This is a genomic window from Natronorubrum sediminis, assembly GCF_900108095.1.
Taxonomy (GTDB): Archaea; Halobacteriota; Halobacteria; order Halobacteriales; family Natrialbaceae; genus Natronorubrum; species Natronorubrum sediminis.
Window position 1 is genome coordinate 243,912 of the sequence record NZ_FNWL01000001.1, and the last position, 16,945, is coordinate 260,856.

Annotated in this window: 21 protein-coding genes and 1 tRNA gene; 8 read left to right on the top strand and 14 right to left on the bottom strand. The window is 59.2% G+C overall.

Going from position 1 to position 16,945, the window contains the following annotated elements; translation table 11 throughout:
- The 3 genes from BLW62_RS01175 to BLW62_RS01185 all read right to left on the bottom strand — a co-directional run bounded on the left by BLW62_RS01175 (position 1) and on the right by BLW62_RS01185 (position 2,146).
- Positions 1-900 (bottom strand): hypothetical protein, encoded by a 900-nt coding sequence (locus BLW62_RS01175; RefSeq protein WP_090503965.1) that lies wholly within the window; start codon positions 898-900, stop codon positions 1-3.
- Positions 901-1,254: 354 nt separating this feature from the next.
- A tRNA-Ser gene (locus BLW62_RS01180) sits at positions 1,255-1,338 on the bottom strand.
- Positions 1,339-1,378: 40 nt separating this feature from the next.
- Positions 1,379-2,146, bottom strand: a complete 768-nt coding sequence (locus tag BLW62_RS01185) for a glycosyltransferase family protein (protein ID WP_090503970.1) — start codon at positions 2,144-2,146, stop codon at positions 1,379-1,381.
- A gap of 152 nt (positions 2,147-2,298) precedes the next feature.
- Between BLW62_RS01185 and BLW62_RS01190 the strand changes: the two genes are divergently transcribed.
- On the top strand, positions 2,299-2,535 hold the full coding sequence (locus BLW62_RS01190) for a hypothetical protein (protein ID WP_090503975.1): 237 nt from the start codon (positions 2,299-2,301) through the stop codon (positions 2,533-2,535).
- Positions 2,536-2,573: 38 nt separating this feature from the next.
- On the opposite strand, the gene BLW62_RS01195 is transcribed toward BLW62_RS01190, so the two are convergent.
- The 4 genes from BLW62_RS01195 to BLW62_RS01210 form a co-directional block, all read right to left on the bottom strand.
- A complete protein-coding gene (locus BLW62_RS01195; RefSeq protein ID WP_090503980.1) occupies positions 2,574-3,188 on the bottom strand; it encodes a uracil-DNA glycosylase in 615 nt (204 codons plus the stop codon).
- Between the two features lie 105 nt (positions 3,189-3,293).
- Positions 3,294-3,542: a DUF7976 family protein gene (locus BLW62_RS01200; protein WP_076578177.1), complete on the bottom strand. Its 249-nt coding sequence runs from the start codon at positions 3,540-3,542 to the stop codon at positions 3,294-3,296.
- On the bottom strand, positions 3,539-4,615 hold the full coding sequence (locus tag BLW62_RS01205) for an Mrp/NBP35 family ATP-binding protein (protein WP_090503985.1): 1,077 nt from the start codon (positions 4,613-4,615) through the stop codon (positions 3,539-3,541). Before BLW62_RS01205 ends, BLW62_RS01200 begins: the two co-directional genes overlap by 4 nt.
- A 172-nt stretch (positions 4,616-4,787) precedes the next feature.
- Positions 4,788-5,111: a DUF7969 family protein gene (locus BLW62_RS01210; protein ID WP_090503990.1), complete on the bottom strand. Its 324-nt coding sequence runs from the start codon at positions 5,109-5,111 to the stop codon at positions 4,788-4,790.
- A 183-nt stretch (positions 5,112-5,294) separates the two neighbouring features.
- Between BLW62_RS01210 and BLW62_RS01215 the strand changes: the two genes are divergently transcribed.
- On the top strand, positions 5,295-5,618 hold the full coding sequence (locus tag BLW62_RS01215; RefSeq protein ID WP_090506372.1) for a DUF5783 family protein: 324 nt from the start codon (positions 5,295-5,297) through the stop codon (positions 5,616-5,618).
- Positions 5,619-5,702: 84 nt separating this feature from the next.
- Here the strand turns inward: BLW62_RS01215 and BLW62_RS01220 are convergent, their stop codons facing one another.
- On the bottom strand, positions 5,703-6,962 hold the full coding sequence (locus BLW62_RS01220) for a polysaccharide deacetylase family protein (RefSeq protein ID WP_090503994.1): 1,260 nt from the start codon (positions 6,960-6,962) through the stop codon (positions 5,703-5,705).
- A 504-nt stretch (positions 6,963-7,466) separates the two neighbouring features.
- Between BLW62_RS01220 and BLW62_RS01225 the strand changes: the two genes are divergently transcribed.
- The gene (locus tag BLW62_RS01225; RefSeq protein WP_090504000.1) at positions 7,467-8,318 is read left to right on the top strand and encodes an eIF2B alpha/beta/delta subunit family protein; all 852 of its coding nucleotides are present in this window, start codon (positions 7,467-7,469) and stop codon (positions 8,316-8,318) included.
- A 61-nt stretch (positions 8,319-8,379) separates the two neighbouring features.
- Here BLW62_RS01225 and BLW62_RS01230 read toward each other — a convergent pair whose 3' ends face one another.
- Complete coding sequence (locus BLW62_RS01230) at positions 8,380-9,084, bottom strand: ThuA domain-containing protein (RefSeq protein WP_090504003.1); 705 nt, start codon at positions 9,082-9,084, stop codon at positions 8,380-8,382.
- Positions 9,085-9,362: 278 nt separating this feature from the next.
- Here BLW62_RS01230 and BLW62_RS01235 point away from each other — a divergent pair, with 278 nt between their 5' ends.
- The gene (locus BLW62_RS01235; RefSeq protein ID WP_090504008.1) at positions 9,363-10,478 is read left to right on the top strand and encodes a Gfo/Idh/MocA family protein; all 1,116 of its coding nucleotides are present in this window, start codon (positions 9,363-9,365) and stop codon (positions 10,476-10,478) included.
- A gap of 139 nt (positions 10,479-10,617) precedes the next feature.
- Complete coding sequence (locus BLW62_RS01240; RefSeq protein WP_090504010.1) at positions 10,618-11,007, top strand: hypothetical protein; 390 nt, start codon at positions 10,618-10,620, stop codon at positions 11,005-11,007.
- Positions 11,008-11,236: 229 nt separating this feature from the next.
- Here the strand turns inward: BLW62_RS01240 and psmB are convergent, their stop codons facing one another.
- Positions 11,237-11,968, bottom strand: coding sequence for an archaeal proteasome endopeptidase complex subunit beta (gene psmB, locus BLW62_RS01245; protein ID WP_090504014.1), 732 nt, complete (start codon positions 11,966-11,968; stop codon positions 11,237-11,239).
- Between the two features lie 128 nt (positions 11,969-12,096).
- Positions 12,097-12,276 carry a hypothetical protein gene (locus BLW62_RS01250; RefSeq protein ID WP_076578193.1) on the bottom strand — a complete coding sequence of 60 codons (180 nt, stop codon included), beginning with the start codon at positions 12,274-12,276 and terminating at the stop codon, positions 12,097-12,099.
- A 307-nt stretch (positions 12,277-12,583) separates the two neighbouring features.
- On the opposite strand from BLW62_RS01250, the gene BLW62_RS01255 reads away from it, so the two are divergent.
- A complete protein-coding gene (locus BLW62_RS01255; protein ID WP_076578195.1) occupies positions 12,584-12,940 on the top strand; it encodes a DUF555 domain-containing protein in 357 nt (118 codons plus the stop codon).
- Positions 12,941-13,027: 87 nt separating this feature from the next.
- Positions 13,028-13,567: a CBS domain-containing protein gene (locus BLW62_RS01260; RefSeq protein WP_076578197.1), complete on the top strand. Its 540-nt coding sequence runs from the start codon at positions 13,028-13,030 to the stop codon at positions 13,565-13,567.
- Between the two features lie 133 nt (positions 13,568-13,700).
- On the opposite strand, the gene BLW62_RS01265 is transcribed toward BLW62_RS01260, so the two are convergent.
- Positions 13,701-14,117 carry a MarR family winged helix-turn-helix transcriptional regulator gene (locus BLW62_RS01265; RefSeq protein ID WP_090504019.1) on the bottom strand — a complete coding sequence of 139 codons (417 nt, stop codon included), beginning with the start codon at positions 14,115-14,117 and terminating at the stop codon, positions 13,701-13,703.
- 158 nt (positions 14,118-14,275) lie between these two features.
- Here BLW62_RS01265 and BLW62_RS01270 point away from each other — a divergent pair, with 158 nt between their 5' ends.
- Positions 14,276-14,830 (top strand): DUF8170 family protein, encoded by a 555-nt coding sequence (locus BLW62_RS01270; RefSeq protein ID WP_090504024.1) that lies wholly within the window; start codon positions 14,276-14,278, stop codon positions 14,828-14,830.
- 225 nt (positions 14,831-15,055) lie between these two features.
- Here BLW62_RS01270 and BLW62_RS01275 read toward each other — a convergent pair whose 3' ends face one another.
- Both BLW62_RS01275 and BLW62_RS01280 read right to left on the bottom strand, forming a co-directional pair.
- On the bottom strand, positions 15,056-15,508 hold the full coding sequence (locus BLW62_RS01275; protein WP_175459653.1) for a PaaI family thioesterase: 453 nt from the start codon (positions 15,506-15,508) through the stop codon (positions 15,056-15,058).
- Between the two features lie 428 nt (positions 15,509-15,936).
- Positions 15,937-16,911: an aldo/keto reductase gene (locus BLW62_RS01280; protein ID WP_090504032.1), complete on the bottom strand. Its 975-nt coding sequence runs from the start codon at positions 16,909-16,911 to the stop codon at positions 15,937-15,939.
- Positions 16,912-16,945 lie beyond the last annotated feature (34 nt).

Here is a 16,945-nt window from a genome sequence, read left to right on the forward strand (position 1 = left end):
CTATTTAGATTGTAGTTTTTCAATTAGGGCGATGACTGATTCACTTTCCCAATCTGATGATGAGATCTCAATATTGATTTGTAGATCAATAGAACTGTCTTGTTCAATCTGCTCCGAAATTTCAATCAGATCTGTATTAGGATCCTGCTCAGGTTTCTTAATTGATGGTTCTGCTACAACATCCTCTTCAAAACTAACCTCTTTATCCTGTTTAGTTTCTTCCTCTTCTTTGGCCTCCTTTTGCTGAATGATTTCTGTAGCACTATCCTCCAAGGTAGGCTGTTCAATTTCTGCCCTATCTTCGCTCCCCTCCGCGGGGTTCTCATCGAGATCCTGATCTACTTCCTGTTGGATGTTTAATAGACTCTCTTGGACTTCTAAACGAGTCGGGTTACCACCTCTGCCAACTACATAATTCCCATAACCTGCTGCCTCTAATGTCTTCAAAAAGACATTGGTTGCTGGCTTGAGTGTACTATCTGTACTAAGTTCTGAAAAGCCAAAATTTCTATTCAAATGGGGCAAAATCTGTTTCTGAGTAATTGTGTTTTCCATTCGTTCTTCTACCAAGCCATCATCAATTACTAATTCTAAAAGATCTGAGTATAGAGAATGTTCCTGAACCCCCTTTCTAAATTCTTCTTCAAGAGTATCATCAATTTCATCAGTAAATGCAGCCTCCCAACCTCGGTCTGTGAGTTTATATTTTCCTTCTTCAGATTCAGAAATGAACCCTAACCTATCCCCATATTTTATAACTTCAGAAACAACTCCTTTTGATAAACCAATATCCTCATCTTCTGCGAGATTGTCTATCGATCTTGCACCATCATTCAGACCCTCACAAACGAATAATAAATTCTTAGGTGAGGAATCGGTTGTCGGGTTCTCGTATGACATGACTTATGGAAATCACCCATATTAAATAGTATTTTCGAATTTCATGACAGTTCAGATATTTAATAATAGGCGCATATGAGAATAGGTCCATATGACTATATGTTTAAAGGGTACTACAGGTGTTGTTCTACCTTCACTCCCTCGGAGCATCTATCATATTATGTTTTAAGGGCAGCTTGGCTTCCGGTCATGAGACCGAGAAGGGTCACTATGGGTGAAATAGATATACTTTTGATGCCCTAAATTCCGTCCTGCGGTCTCAAGATAGTATCAATAGGAGTCTGATTCACAAACCTATAATTTTATAACTATTAGTAAACTATTCTTCACGTAGAAGGTGCGAATCGGATGATACGGTGGGGATGGGATTTGAACCCATGAGGCTTGACAGCCACCTGCTCTCAAGGCAGGCGCGTTGGGCCGCTCTGCCACCCCACCTCACCTCTTGCTTTTCCGTCCGCTCAAAAAGGGTTATCGGTTACGCTCGCTCGAGCGACCCGTCGGCACCCACCGAGAGGCCGAGGTCGTCGACGACGGTAGCCGTCGCCTCCGCACGCAGCGTTCCCGCGTGGCGGCGGGCCTCGAGAAGCGAGACGGTCGATCGGAGGCCGGCAGGCGTGGCGATGGTCGGGAGCATCGGTGCAAATCCGACCTCGAGACCCGCGTTGCGTGCTCGCTCGGCGAGCGTCGAGAGTTCGGCACCCGCGTACGCGTCGGTGAAGTCGATCGGCTCGCGAAAAGCGGTGAGGTACGTACTCCCGTCCGATGACGGACCGAGAACGACGTCTTTTCGCCGGCTCGACATCGCCGCGCCGTCGAGTTCCGTTCGTCGGACGAGCGCAGCAGTCGGTTCGAGAACGCCGACACTTTCCACGTTTTCACGCTCGAGGAGGTGCGTGACGGTGTTCCCGACTCTGGCACTGTGACTCGAGCCGACCTGTCGCTCGAAGCGGATGCTATCAGTATCGGCTTCGTTAGCACTCTCGGCAGGGATCCCGAGCGCGTCGGTCGCGAAATTTCGAACTTCGTCCTCGGGGTCACCAGACGCGACGTCGTCGGGGAGCGTCTCCGCGTCCCGATAGTTGACCAGCAACTCACCGCCACTCGAGGCGACCGCTCGAAGTACGTCGACGACGCTCGCTTCGTATAGCCGACAGGCCTCTGTGGCTGATAGCGGTGCGTTCTCGACGAGCGACGGGAGAACGAGTTCCTCTCGAGGCGGATCGACCGGAACGACGACCAGCATGGCCGATACTCCGGGTGGGTGGGCCTTGAACGCGGCGCTTCCCGGTGTCGGGACCCGGCGACGCTTGCGCCCCAGTCCCATCTCGCCCTGTCCTGTCCAGGTACCGACCGAACGTCGGGTGAATTATAGTGGTGGGACGCGAGCACTCGCGCATGGACGAACAAGCGATTTCGCGATCGATTCCGCGCTCGGTTGGATTGCTCGGCTCCCTCTCTATCGCCGCACTCGCGGTCGTCGGCCTCCTCGGGGCCGTCGATGGCTACCTCCTCGAGTCGAGTGAGTATCTTGCGCCAACGGCCGGCGTCCTCGTCGTCACGGCGCTCGTCGTCGGTGGGCTAATCGCCCTCGGTGCCCGTTCCAAGCAGTGGCGAGCGGGTCCGTACTGGTAGTTACACTGTCGGTGCTACACGACCTGACGAACCGATTTTCAGCGATCTCGTTGTCCCTTCGTCTGGCGATAATCCGACGCCATGAGGTCGACGAACCCCTCGAGCCACACTTGTGTCTGATCGTCGGTCTGCTCGCGTGGGGCGACCATCGGAACGAGTTCGAAGCCGCGGCCACGGATTCGAGCCGCGTGCGCTGCAGGGAGCGAAAGCTCGTCGACGGGGGTCGTCGTGTACGTCGTCCCGAGTTCCGCGAGGGCGCGCTCGCCGACGGGGACGAGGATCTCCGGGTTGATCATCCGAATCTCGGCGTTGAGGTACGGTTCACAGTTGCCGATTTCGTCGGCTGTCGGCCGTCGGTCGGGGTCGCGACACCGCGTCAAATTCGTGAGATAGACGTTCTCGACCTGCGGTGCGTCTGGTGGCGAGGTCGAATCGCAGAGACCGAGGCGCTCGAGCATCCGTCGGAGCGTGGCCCCTTCCCCGCCATCGGATCGATCGTTTGCGGGTTCTGCGAACGGTACCCCGAGTTGGTCAGCACGCTCGGATGGCCGTTCGCCGACGAACAGAAAGTCCGCATCCACGTCGCCGTAGCCGTGGACGACCTGCGTGCGCGTTTCACAGAGCGCCGGACAGTTCTGGCACTCCTTGTCCATCCCGTAGGGGTTGCTTCGAGAGCGTTGATTCGCGTCCACACTCGAGTGTCGTGATAGAAGCGCAAAAGCGACGCGGCCGCGAGCGGTGGCGGTTACGGAGTCGAGTTAGCGACCGAGACCGCCGCGCTCGGTGACCTCGAGGATGAATTTGACGTTGCGGACGATCGATTCGGGCGACGTGTCCTCGCTCGCGTCGTAGAGGTCGCTGGTGCGATAGAGGATGTTCGCGAGTTGTTTGCTCTCGCTGGTTTCGCCACGGACGTCGTCGGCGATTTCGCGAAGCGTGGCGACGCGTTCGGGATCAGCGGTGAACTCGCCCGCCGCGGTGGCGTCGTCGGTCGCCTCGTCGCTCATCGGTCGGGCGTGACGGCACCGCTTTGCCTGCTCTGGGAGATGCCGCGTCGGTGGACGATACCGGTGTTGTTCGCGACGTTTTCGGTGATCGTTCGGAACGCGTCGCCCGTCGAGGAGTCGTCCTCGAGGACGGTTGGCTTCCCGCCGTCGCCGCCTTCTCGGACGGCTGGATCGAGGGGAACCGATCCGAGGAACGGCATCTCGTGGGTCTCGGCGAACTCCTCGCCGCCGCCGGAACCGAAGATGTCGTGTTCGCCGCCACAGTCGGGACAGGAGAACGTCGACATGTTCTCGGCGATGCCCAACACGACGGTGTCGTGTTTGGCGAACATCTCGAGGCCTTTCCGAGCGTCGTCGAGTGCGACGTCCTGTGGGGTCGTCACGATGACTGAGCCCGTGACGGGCATAGTTTGGAGCATCGTGAGTTGGGTGTCACCGGTCCCCGGCGGGAGGTCGATGATGAGGTAATCGAGGTGTCCCCATTCGACGTCCTCGGTCAGTTGCGTGATGACCTTGTGGACCATCGGGCCGCGCCAAATAACGGGGTCGTCCTCGCCGGTGAGAAACGCCATGCTCATCAGCTTGACGCCGTACTTTTCGGGCGGAACGAGCGTCTCTTCTTCGGTCGTCATCGGCGGCTCGTCGGCGTCGACCATCCGCGGAACGTTCGGTCCGTACACGTCGGCGTCGAAGAGGCCGACGCGAGCCCCGAGTTGTGAGAGTCCGGCCGCGAGGTTCACCGACAGCGTCGACTTGCCGACGCCACCTTTCCCCGAGGAGACGGCGATGACGTTCTTGACGTTCGGGAGTACCTGGTCCTCGCTCGCGAGATCGTCGCGGTCCGGAATGCTCGCCGAGAGTTCCGGCTCGAGACCCTCGTCGACGAGCACCTGACGGATTTCGGCGGCCATGTCACTTTCGGTGGGTGAGTACGGTGCACCGAGGGCGAGATCCACTTCGACGGTGTCGCCATCGACGCTGATGTCGTTGACGAGTCCGAGCGAGACGATATCGTCTCCGAGTTCCGGGTCCTCGACCGTCCGGAGGCGGTCGCGAACGGCGTCTTCGTCCATGTCCGTAGGTAGAACTGGCCGTCGAAAAGGGTTGTGTTCCCACCTTTTTCCGTCACCCTCCAGTCCGTTCGGTCGAATCGCTCCAAGAATATGGCTCGAAAACGTTGCTCACTCGCTTCGCTGGTTTGCGAGGACAGTGCTCGTAATGATCGAGATCCCTTACACGAGCACCCTACGCGTTGAAATCGAATCGCGGCCCGCCGTACGTCGGCGGATCCGGCTCGAGTTCCACGCCGTGTTCGTAGCGGACGAAGTTGAGGTAGAACGGACGACCACAGCCCTCGACTGGATCTCCCTCGAGATCGGTCACAGGGCCGTCCTCGCCGCAGACGAACGCGATTCCGTCGGCTTCCTCGCGATCCGGATCGTCCGGCGAGGCGTACTCCCACCCTGGCTGTGTGGTGGTCGTGACCGATCGATCGGTGAGTTCCGGCGGTCGCTCGAGGCTAACGACGGCGTCGCAGTGAGGGCAAGTATAGCGGACGGTAACGCTCATACGTGGAGCTAGCGGCGTCGTGCGTGTAAATCTGTGGCCAGCGGTGGGTGTCGATGGCGACGGCGGGTGGATGTCGATGGCGACGACGAAATGGGGTGTGGTGGTAACCGTGAGAGACGCCAATCGCAGGCTGTCGGGTCGATTTTCCGAACCGTTTACCCGCTGGCCAACCCACACTCCGCCATGACCGAGTTCGACCCCGAAAAGTTCGAGGAGAAGTACGTCTACTACTTCGAGGAACTCGAGGAAGCCTACTCGAACGCGTACAACCAGCTACACGGACGGTACGATTCGGCGGTGCTTCGGGCGATCGACCGGAAGGTCTTGAGCGAAAGCGAACCGTTCTACGTCGGTGACGGCGAATTCAGCGTCGAACTCCCGGACGATGCTCGAGAACGCGTCGGTTCGGTTGCCGACCACGACCAGTTCGAGACGGTCCTCACGGAACTTCGCGAGCGAATCGAGCGCGAACTCCAGCGGATCTTCGGGTTCGACGACGAGGCGTGACGAACGGACGGTCGGACGGACTTCCGACCGCACGTTCCACCAAAGTGTAGTTTTGGAGTTCAGGCGAAGTGTCGAAACTCGGCGTCAGTAGACGTACTCCTCGGCCATCTCGACGGGGGAAATCGTCTCGAGGTGTCCCGCTGCTTCGAGTTCTGCGATCCGTGAGACCGTCTCCTCGAGCGCCTCGTAGGAATCCTCGTCGTCGATCTCGTAGAACGGAATTGCCGTGATACCGCCGTGTTCGGCCGTCCACTCGACGACGTCGGCAGCTTCGAACGGTTGGGGTGAACTGGTGAGCGAACACAGATGCGGATTTCCGGCGTAGCCCTGCGCCCGCGCCGAGCCCGCGAACGCGAGGTCGTAGTGTTCCGTGACGAGTTCGTACGACGCTTCCGAATACACTGCACCCGGATAGGCGAAAAACCGGCCGTCGTCTGCGTACCCTTCGTCCTCGAGCCACTCGGCCGGGCCAACGATCTCGGCTGCCAACTGGCTGCTCGAGCCTCCGTCGAGGTGTGAACCCCGTGCAGCGTAACTGCCGATCGTCCAGTCGGCACCGGCCAGCGACGCGATCTGTCCCTCCGTCAGTCGACTTTCGCCGTTTCCGGATTCGGCACCGATTCGCTCGGGGGGAACGAACGCGCTTCCCGTGACGCCGTACTCCTCGAGGAGCGACAGCGCGACCGTGTAGTGAGATTCGTATCCGCCGTGGAACTGGAGCATAACCCGTCCCGTCTCGGGCTTTGGGACGAAGTGGAAGTCATCGACCCAGAGCTGGGCCCCGTCGGCGTTTTCGTCCCCCCAGTGGACGATTTGGAGGACGAAAATTTCGCTGAGATCGGGGTCACCCCGGATGCGAGTGAGTCCGAAGTTCTTGCGCGTCATCGGCATTCCCTCGAGCACTCGCTGGCTGTACTCGACGTAGTCGCCGTCGGCGTCTTGAAGCTGAATCCTGACGACGCTGCTTCGCTCGCCGGCGACGGCGAGACCGGGTGCCACGGTCCGGATGTCGATCGGATCGTCGAGCGTGCGACGGATTCGAGTCTGGCCCTCGTCGTCTGCCTCGAACACGACCGATTGTGACCCCTCGTAATACCGATCCGTATCGGCGTCGAACGAGCCGATATCCTGTCTGACGCGCCAGCGCTCGAGGGTTTCGAAGTCGTCGAACGTCCCGGTCGGTGGCGGCGAGGCCGGACCCGCGTCTGCGAATTCGTCGTCATCGTCGGGGTCTTCGCCGATCACGTGTTCTTCATCCACTCCTTCGGTCCGACCGAGACTGACACCAGCGAACCCCGTTGCACCGAGTGCGAGGCCCGTCGTCAAATAGGTTCGTCGGTTCATTGATCCGTCTCTGTTGTGCGATCGATTCGGTGAGTCATCTGTACGCTTTTGCTCGAGGGCGAGCCAGTGAATTGTTATACTGAGAATAGATTGGGAAACGGAGCGTCAACCAGTTTCGAACGCGGGTAAGCGAAGGAAACACGAGTTCACCGCCACCGATTGGGGTTCTTACACTCGCTGGTACGGTCCTCGACTCGAACTCCTCGAAGCGACGCGCAGACGCGACGAGGCGTCTCGAAACGTGGGTCGTTGTGTCATTGCAGCCCCCCTTCTCGAAGACCAATGACCGATTGACCGTCGAGAAAGCACCCAGGGGAGAGACCTGAAGTCAGAGACTGTGTCGCGAGTGACTGTCCGCTCGAGTTGCCATTGTCAGTTGTGTCGCCACTCGAGACCCAGTCTGATCACACAACAGCGACGTAGGCTTCGAGTCGTCACTCGTCGCGTCGCCCTCGGTCGAGTACGACCCGAACACCTTTGGCGCTCACGAGAATCTGTCCGAGTATGATCGACGAGACGGTCGAGGAGATACAGGCAATGCAGACTCACAGCTCCTCGGTAGTGGCCGTACGTGCGACGCGGGCTCTCGAGGAACTGGTCGATCGAGAGTTCGCTACCGTCGAAGAGTACGTCCGTTCGTTGGAACGAAACGGTACCGTCCTTCGGCGAGCGAACCCCTCCCACGCCTCACTTCAGACGGCAGTCAGGGAGGTCGTTACCGCCGTCGAGGACGCCGACCTCGACAGCGTCGAGGACGCCAAGCGCCACACGCAAGACCAAATCGACGCCGTCGTCTCGCGAGTCGAAGCCGCAAAACGCCTGGCGGCCGAGAACGCGGTCGACGTTCTCGACGACGGCGCAACCCTGTTAACGCACGATTATTCCTCGACGGTACTCGAGGCGCTCGAGTACGCGACGACGGCCGGCAAATCGTTCGACGTCTACATCACGGAGGCTCGGCCCCGATACATCGGCCGCAAGACGGCACGGCAACTCGCCGACATAGACAACGTTGACGCCACCTTGATCACCGATAGCGCCCACGGACTCTACCTCGAGGAGTGCGACCGCGTCGTCGTCGGCATGGATTGTATCGTCGACGAGATGCTGTACAACCGCGTCGGGACGTTTCCCATCGCGGCGACCGCAGCACAACTCGATGTCCCCGTGACCGTCCTCGGATCGGCGTCGAAGATCGTCGAGGAGGGATTCGTCTTCGAAAACGAGTACCGCGTGGGCAGCGAGGTCATGCCGGAACCCGCCGACGGCTTCGCGATCGAAAATCCGAATTACGACGCGACACCGGTCGAGTTACTCGAGAGCGTCATCACGGACGACGGACGCGAGTACTTCTGAAGGAACGAGAACCGCCATTTGTCTTCACAGTTCGGGAGACGACATCACCGCGCCCTCACCGTTACTCGCGTTCGCCGAACGTTCGCGGCGCACCGTCCGTCGGCGTGGCCCACGCGACCGCGTTGCGGAGAACGCGTCGGATCTCTTCGTTTTCGTAGATCGGATACGTTTCGTGACCTGGACGAAAGTAGAAGATTCGTCCGCTTCCCCGCCGGTAACAACAGCCGCTTCGAAACACCTCGCCGCCCTCGAACCAACTGAGGAAAACCAGTCGGTCGGGTTCGGGAACGTCGAAGGGCTCGCCGTACATCTCCGTCCGCGGTAACTCGAGTGAGCCCTCGAACCCGTCGACGATGGGGTGTCCCGGGTCGACCACCCAGAGGCGCTCCGTCTCACCCGCTTCTCGATACTGGAGGCTGCACGTCGTCCCCATAAGTCGCTTGAACGGTTTCGAGTAGTGAGCCGAGTGAAGGGCGATCAGTCCCATCCCCTCGAGGACGCGCCGGTGAACGCGGTCGACGATTTCGTCGGCGACCTCGTCGTGGGCCTCGTGGCCCCACCACACCAACACGTCCGTTCGCTCGAGAACGTCCTCGGTAAGGCCGTGTTCGGGTTCCTCGAGCGTTGCGTACTGGACGTCGTGCGTTCGCTCTCCGTCGGTGAGCCCCTCTGCGATCGTCTCGTGAATTCCATCCGGATAGACGGCTGCGACGTCGTCGTCTTCGCGTTCGTGTCGAAACTCGTTCCAGATCGTGACCGTCGACATCGATTCGGTCTTCAGCGCCCACTCGCTTAGTAGGAGCGTGTGTCACTTCTGACTCTCGCAAGGAAATACAGATTTACTCGGGACTATCGATGGATGGTAGCAAGAACATAACAATTCACGTGAATTATCCCGAAATCGTAGAAACAAATCGGTCACAACCCTTATTTTGATCGACGGCTGCCTCTCTGTATGGACTGGGAGCGTACACGATCGAGGACGAAATGGACCGTTTCTTCTTCCATCTCTCTTCCACGTGCTTGGAAATTGGTGATTTTACGATGATCGGCGCGGGGATTGGTGTGGGGGTTGTCGGTCTCGGTGGAATGGGCCACCTCCACGCTCGACACGTGACGGAACTCGGTGCGAACGTCGTCGCTGGCGCAGACCTCGTCGAAGCACAGCGTGAGCGCTTCGAAACGGAGTTCGAGGCAGAAACGTACGAGACTCACGACGGCCTCGTCGACGACGACACCGTCGACGCCGTTATCGTGACGACTCCGAATCGCTTCCACGAACCGATCGCGATCGACGCGCTAGAGGCCGGTTGTGACGTGCTCGTCGAAAAACCACTCGCACACACCCTCGAGAGCGCGCGGCGAATCGCTCGCGTGGCGGCCGACGCAGACGGAATTTGCATGGTGGGCTTTCACAACCGTCACGCCGCGTCGATGGCCATGTTCGACGACCACCACACTCGCGGTCGATTCGGCGACCTCACGCACGTCGAAGCGAACTACGTCCGGCGACGCGGTGTTCCCGGCCCTGGGTCCTGGTTTACGAATCCCGAACTCGCCGGCGGCGGCGCGCTCCTCGACATCGGCGTTCACGCACTCGACCTTGCCCTCTACACCCTCGATTTCCCACAGATTACTGAGGTCTCCGGCGTAACCAGAACGACGTTCGGTTCCGCCGAGGAGTACGCCGACCCCGACGGATTCGGCGACGCGTGGGATGGGAAGAATGAGACGTACGACGTCGACGACTCCGTCAGTGCGTTCATCCGCTGTGAGAACGGCGAGACCATCTCGCTCGAGGCCGCCTGGGCGACGAACCGCGAGGAGAGCATGGACTTTCGGATTCGCGGCACAGACGCGGGCGCGCAGTTCGATATCGGGGACACGGCTCTGGACATTCTCGAGACCGGAACGGCTGGCTGCGACCACTACGCCGACTCGACGCTCACCGGCGACTCGTCGGTAACCGGATACACCGAACAGGACGAACAGTTCCTTCGCGCAGTCGCCACCGAAACCGAACCCGAAACCAACACCATCGAAGAAGCGCTGACCGTCCAACGCGTCATCGACGCCATCTATCGCTCGAGCGAAACCGGCCGAGCGGCACAACTCGAAGACCCCGAACTCGAGGCGGAACAGTGCGCGAAGCTTCAGTGAGCATCGATTAGCGGTGAAGTATTGCGGTGGGATGGGCCGCCGTGTTCGAACCTGCCCGCCAGTTCTCAGCGGACATAAAAATAACACCAATACTGTGAGGAAATAGTTACATACACCTTCGCCGTAAGGTGTCAATGCAATGCAACGAAGAGCAGCACTCAAAGCGATCGGTGTATCAGTCCTGGCAGGAGCGACGCTGACGAGTACGGCGTCGGCAACCGAAAACGGCCCACGCGTCGTCGACGTCGAATCCGAAATCTCCACCGAAAACACCGATGCCGGTGACGAGTATTCCGTCGAGTACGACGGCAATACCGTCATCATCACCGGCGGGACGACGGTTCCCGAATCGTGTTACGAAGCTGAAGTCGTCGGTATCGACTCCTCGGGCGCTGGTGACGTCGTTCAGGTCACACCACACCGCTACGGCGAGATCTGTACGCAGGTCATCTCTCGGTTGACGTTCGAAATCGAACTCGAGTACGAGGACGAACCGAACGACGTCTCCGTCGAGTTCGTCGACCAGTAACGCTCACTCTCTTTTTTCTCGGGTCTCGAGGTGCAACGGGTGCGAGAACGCAAGCGAGTATCGATTCGAATCACGACGCGTGAGCACGGCCGTCGTCACACGCCTCGCTGAGTCATACTCGTCTCACTCGAGTGATGGACGGAACGAGTGGATGCCGTTTTGGTCGTCTTCAGGAGCAGACGCTCGTTGGTTCGTTCGTCACGCGAAACGCGAAATTGGAGTAACTGCGTTAGACGACTTCGTCGAAATCGTGGTGGCCGTGGATGTCGACACCGTCTTCGGTGATCTCACAGAGGAACACACCGTTTCCGGAGCCGGTGTCGCGTTCGGCAGCAGATTTGATGGAACGTGCAGCGATGGTCGTTGCCTCGTCGTTCGAGAGGTCGTCCTCGTAGGCCTGTTCTAAGTGACCGTAGGCGAGTTGCATCCCCGACCCCGTCACGGTGTAGTCGTCTTTCATGACGCCACCCGCGGGATCGATGCTGTATACGTGGCTGCCCTCCTCGTCCACCCCACCCAGAATCGGGTGGATAGCGAAGAACGGACCGCCGCGAGCGAAGTTCCCTGCGAGTGTCGCGAGGGCGTCGATGCTCATGTCCTCGCCGCGTCGGGATTCGAAGAGATTCACTTCGGCACGGAGCGTCTCGATGAACGACTGTGCGCCGCCGACGCTGCCGACGAGGGTCAGTGCGCCGGTCGGGTGAATCTGCTCGACCTTCTGGACGTTCTTGTTCGAGACGAATCGGCCGCCGAGGCTAGCGCGCATGTCCGTCGCGATGACGACGCCGTCCGTGGTCGTGATTCCGATCGTCGTCGTTCCCGTCTTGTTGACGTTATCGAGATCCGCACGCGAGAGATCGTTCTGTGGCATCGTTCCGATCTCCGGGCCGTAGGGATCCGTCTCGTCGGCCAACTGGTCGACCGTGCGGGAGAACTCCGAGTGATGTTGAGGTGTACGCATTGACCGAACGTTACGACTGGGAGGATATAAAACACCGGCGGTCACCGCCGTGGTTTCCGCTATCAGCACCGATGGCTCTCGAGCGAGATGACCGACAGCGGCATTCGCCGATAAAACGATGCTTCGACTTACGGTGTCTGTGACTGACTTGCTTCGTAGGCGTCCTCGACGCTCTCGAGGAGTCGATGGACCGGAAGGGTAACTCCAGCTTGGCGGGCGGCGATTGCGAGTGGCATCACAGCGATACCGATCACAATACACAGCTGGTACAGTGCGAACAGACTCGCGTGGTACACGCGGGATTTCATCAGCGTTCACTGGGTGCCAATCGGAGGGTGTATATAAATTTTCTTGATATACACCAGGCATAATGATCAACCCTGCAAAATCGACCCGACGCCGTCTTGCGATTCAACTCTACTTTCACTCACTGCAACTCGAGGTGTGCTCGAGGCGATGTACGGCTATGTATGCAGCAATCGACCTGGGCAATTCTCATAACGTATGAGAATCATCCGTCGTTCGTGCGCACCGTGGACCCATTGAGGAGTGCGCCTCGCTCGCACGCCGGCGACGAACCGCAAGACAGGAAACCCCCCGGACCGACCACCTGATATGGCCAATTATCTCGTCGCGATGGAAGCCGCGTGGCTCGTTCGTGACGTCGAGGAGATCGACGACGCAATCGGCGTCGCGGTCAGCGAAGCCGGGAAGCGACTCAACAGCGAAAACATGGACTACGTCGAGGTCGAAGTCGGCGCAACGGGCTGTCCGGCCTGTGGCGAACCGTTCGACTCCGCCTTCGTCGCGGCGAATACCGCGCTCGTCGGCCTCGGCCTCGAGATGGAAGTGTTCAACGCGGATAGCGAGGAACACGCCTCTCGGATCGCAAAGAGCGAAGTCGGCGGTGCCCTTCGCGACGTGCCGCTCTCGGTCGTCGACCTCATCGACGTCTCTGAAGACGAAGACTAATTCTGCGGTCCGTCGCGTCGATACTCGATGCCGTCGGAACCTGCACTGACCCAAAGGATTTTCTATAACCGTTAGTTATTGAGCCGTATGGAGCTCCCGACACCCGCCGACCTCCGCCAGCGCCGGACCGAACTCGGGTTAACGCAGAGTGAACTCGCGAATACGGCGGACGTCTCCCAGCCGTTGATCGCCCGTATCGAAGGCGGCGACGTGGATCCGCGTTTGTCGACACTCCGACGGATCGTCAACGCCCTCGAGAAGGCCGAAAGCGACGTCGTTCGCGCGGAAAACCTGATGAACGAGGCCGTCGTCAACGTCTCGCCCGACGACGCCGTCAAAGAGGCCGCGCGCAAGATGGAAGAGGAGGCCTACTCGCAACTGGCCGTCATCCAAGAGGGGATTCCCGTCGGTTCGATCAGTCAGAGTGACCTCGTCCACCTCGACTCGGAGGCTCGAGACGAACCCGTCGAAGCGCACATGAGCGAAAGCTTCCCGACGGTCTCCAAAGACGCCACGCTCGACGAAATCAGCAACCTGCTCGAGCACTACAAGGCCGTGATGATCACCGAGGCGGGCGAAACCGTCGGCATCATCACCGAAGCAGACCTCGCCAGACGGTTCTCCTGATCGAAGCGCAGAAATCCGTCTCGAGCAGGTGACTAACGCTGTCTCGAGCGAGTCCAGAAAGCGAGTGAGAGCAAAAGCGTGACTTCAGCGGTTTCGAGGGTCTCTCCGCTTCCCGGTGCTGCCGGAATCGGCGTTACCCCTCGAGCGCGGGTCGGGGCGCGTTTTCGTACTTCACCATCTTCTCGGGTTTATCGGAAATTGTCTCGTAGATTCGCTGGAGCGTCTCCTCGGCGGCGAGGAGGTTGTGCGTCTCCAGTAATTCCCGTCCGTCGTCCGTCAGCCCGTAGAATTTCCAGGGATACCCTTGTTGGCGCTCGTCGTCGGGTAGTGCGACCGCTTTCACGACGCCCGCATCGACGAGTTTCTGGACGTGTTTGTACACGGTCGCCTCGCTCACGCTCGGATTCAGTTGCTCGAGTTCGTACATCGACGGCAACTGCTCGGGGTGTTGAACGATGTTCGTGAGCAGTGCGAATCGGGTCTCCTGCGTGATGAAGTGCAGGAGTTCGCGCGTTTTTGCCCCCGCCGGCGATCCCACATCGGTACTCATGGATCCACCTACGGCACCGTCGACCAAGTAGTTTACCCTCGGGTAAATCACCCCTAGGTAAACTCCGTGTCTACGGGACCCCACACCGCCTGAGGGTTATTTCGGAAATCGGAAACGGTGTAGTAACTCCTTTTGTCGGTCCGGATGAATCACAGGCTATGACCAACGAGTCGCCGCCAGTCCCCGAGGAGGTGCTCACGAGTGCGACGGAGCGACTCGAGGCCGACGACCTCACGCTCGCCGAAAACGAGGACCTCCTCCACGTGCTGAGCGAACTGACACCGATCTACGAGCGCGAGCGCTCGTACTTCGTCCTCGGGAACTACGACCCCGAGCAGCGTCGTCGCCTCGAGCGCGTCGTCGACCGATTGAACAGTCGCCCGGGCGCGTACGCCTTCCAAATGAGTGACGTTCGCGGAAACTGGGAGAACGGCATCCAGAAGTTCTGCCTGATCGCAGACCTCGTTACCCACATCGTCGGCGTCGCCGAGAAAGAACCGAGTGGCTTCCTCGTCGAACAGGGCCTCCTCGTCGGCACGGAGGAGTACTTCGAAAAGAGCTACGTCCTCAAGCGGACGTATCCGGATCTCGACGCGGACTATCCCTACGGCTGGATGGAAGACGGCGTCTTCGAGTTACTCGCAGCCGACGATCGACTGCACGAGTGGCGAACGGCCGACGAACTGGTCGAAACCGTCGAACAGATCCCGTAAATCCGAGGAACCGTTCGGCCGGTAATCGGTCTCGAAATGACTTCCTGAGTTCGAGTGTAGTGCCACAGATTGCACTCTCGTCACTGTCGACGTCTGACACTGCAAAAATTCGCCCACGATCGTCGACTGTCGACGATCGTCCCCAGTTTCCCTCTCGGCGCGATTGTTCGCCGATCAACGTCCCTCAACCGGTGTTGGCCGCGGGTTCAGTTCGGTCGGATCGCGTCACTGGCTCGTCTCGGTGCCGATTCGATAGGTCGCCCGACCGGTCGCGACGACGCGATCGCCCTCGTCTGCGCTCTCGACGGTGACCTCCACCACGCCGAAGGTATCGCCGGATCTGACGACCTCCGCGACGGCGATGAGATCGTCGCTCGCGGGGTGGAGAAACGAGACGTTCATGTCGATCGTCGAGAGCTGCGCTCGCTCGGGATCGTCGCACGTCGTCCAGATGGCGAACCCACCTGAAATATCGATCAGCGTCGAAATGACTCCGCCGCTTATCGCTTTCGACGTTCCCTGGGCTGGATTGAAGTGTTTGCTCTTTGCAGGGAGACGAATCGTCGCGGACGCGGATCCCAGGGTGTCGATCTGGATGCCGAGCCAGGACAGGTAGGCGCTGTGCTCGAGGAACCGCTGGGGAACGTCGGAGTCGAGCGTCGCGGATTCAGCGGTCATCTGTTGTGTGGATAGCGGCAGGTGCATTTTTTGGCGGTTCGACTGGGGTCGTTCGTTCTGGGGATGCGTGAATCACAGTGATCCGTCCACCAATGCACTAACACAGAATTTAAAATTTACCTAGTTTATGTATGTACTGAATTAGCACGCGCAAGTATTTCTAGATGTATACTCACATTAAATACGTGAATACAACTAGTATAGGGAGCGCAGACAATGGGAGTACTGCCAGCCGAACCGGTACTTGTCGGCTCTGTAGTTCGACCCTCGGCGTTCGACGCGTCGAGTGATATCGCCAGCACACTGCCGGTTTCGACGCGGTGATAGACACGTCACGACGAACGGGTACGACGAGAGAGCAGGCGAAAAGGGACTTGGTATCAGTTTCGCGGGCAAAGTCGACCGCAATCGGCGACCTGACGATCGATTCAGTTGTGACCCGACACCGGAACCGGTTCGTACGGTTCCTCGAGGTAGGCCATATCCGACGCCGAGAGCGAAATCTCGAGTGCTTCGACGGCCTGCTCTAAGTGCTCGACGCTCGTAGTTCCGATAATCGGTGCATCGACCCAGTCTTTGTGGAGCAACCACGCGAGAGCGATTTGGGCCATCGTCGCGCCCTTGTCTGCGGCGACTTCGGCGACGCGTTCGTTGACCTCCTGGCCGCCTCCCTCACGGTAGGGATGGTTGTACATGTGCTCTTCAGTCTCCCCGCGCGTCGTCGCGTCGATGTCCTCGTGCGGGCGCGTGAGGTAGCCACGGGCCAGCGGAGACCACGGCATCACGCCGATGCCCTCGTTCGCACAGAGAGGTAACATCTCGCGTTCCTCCTCGCGATAGACCAGATTGTAGTGATTTTGCATCGTAACGAATCGCTCGAGGTTCTTCAACTCGCTCGTCGCGAGCGCATCGGCGAACTGGTGGGCCCACATCGACGACGCCCCGATGTAGCGCACCTCACCGCGTCGAACCGCGTCCGTGAGCGTTCGAAGGGTGGTCTCGATCGGCGTATCGTAATCCCAGCGGTGGATCTGGTAGAGGTCGATCGTGTCCACACCCAGGCGCTCGCGACTGGCGGCGAGTTCCTGTTCGATTGTCTTTCGAGAGAGTCCCTGCGAGTGTGGATCATCGTCGCGCATCGGATGATACACCTTGGTGGCGATGACAGACGACTCGCGATGGCCCTCGAGTGCCTCACCGAGAATCCGCTCGGATTCACCGCGCGAGTACATATTCGCCGTGTCGAAGAAGTTGATTCCGAGGTCGATCGCCCGGTCGATGATCTCCTTCCCTTCTTCGTCTTCGAGTACCCACTCCCGCCAGTCGCTCGAGCCGAAGCTCATACAACCCAGACAGAGCCGACTGACTTCCATTCCGGTCGAACCGAGTGTCGTATACTCCATACGCTCGAGACGAACCCCACCGAAAAAACAGTAT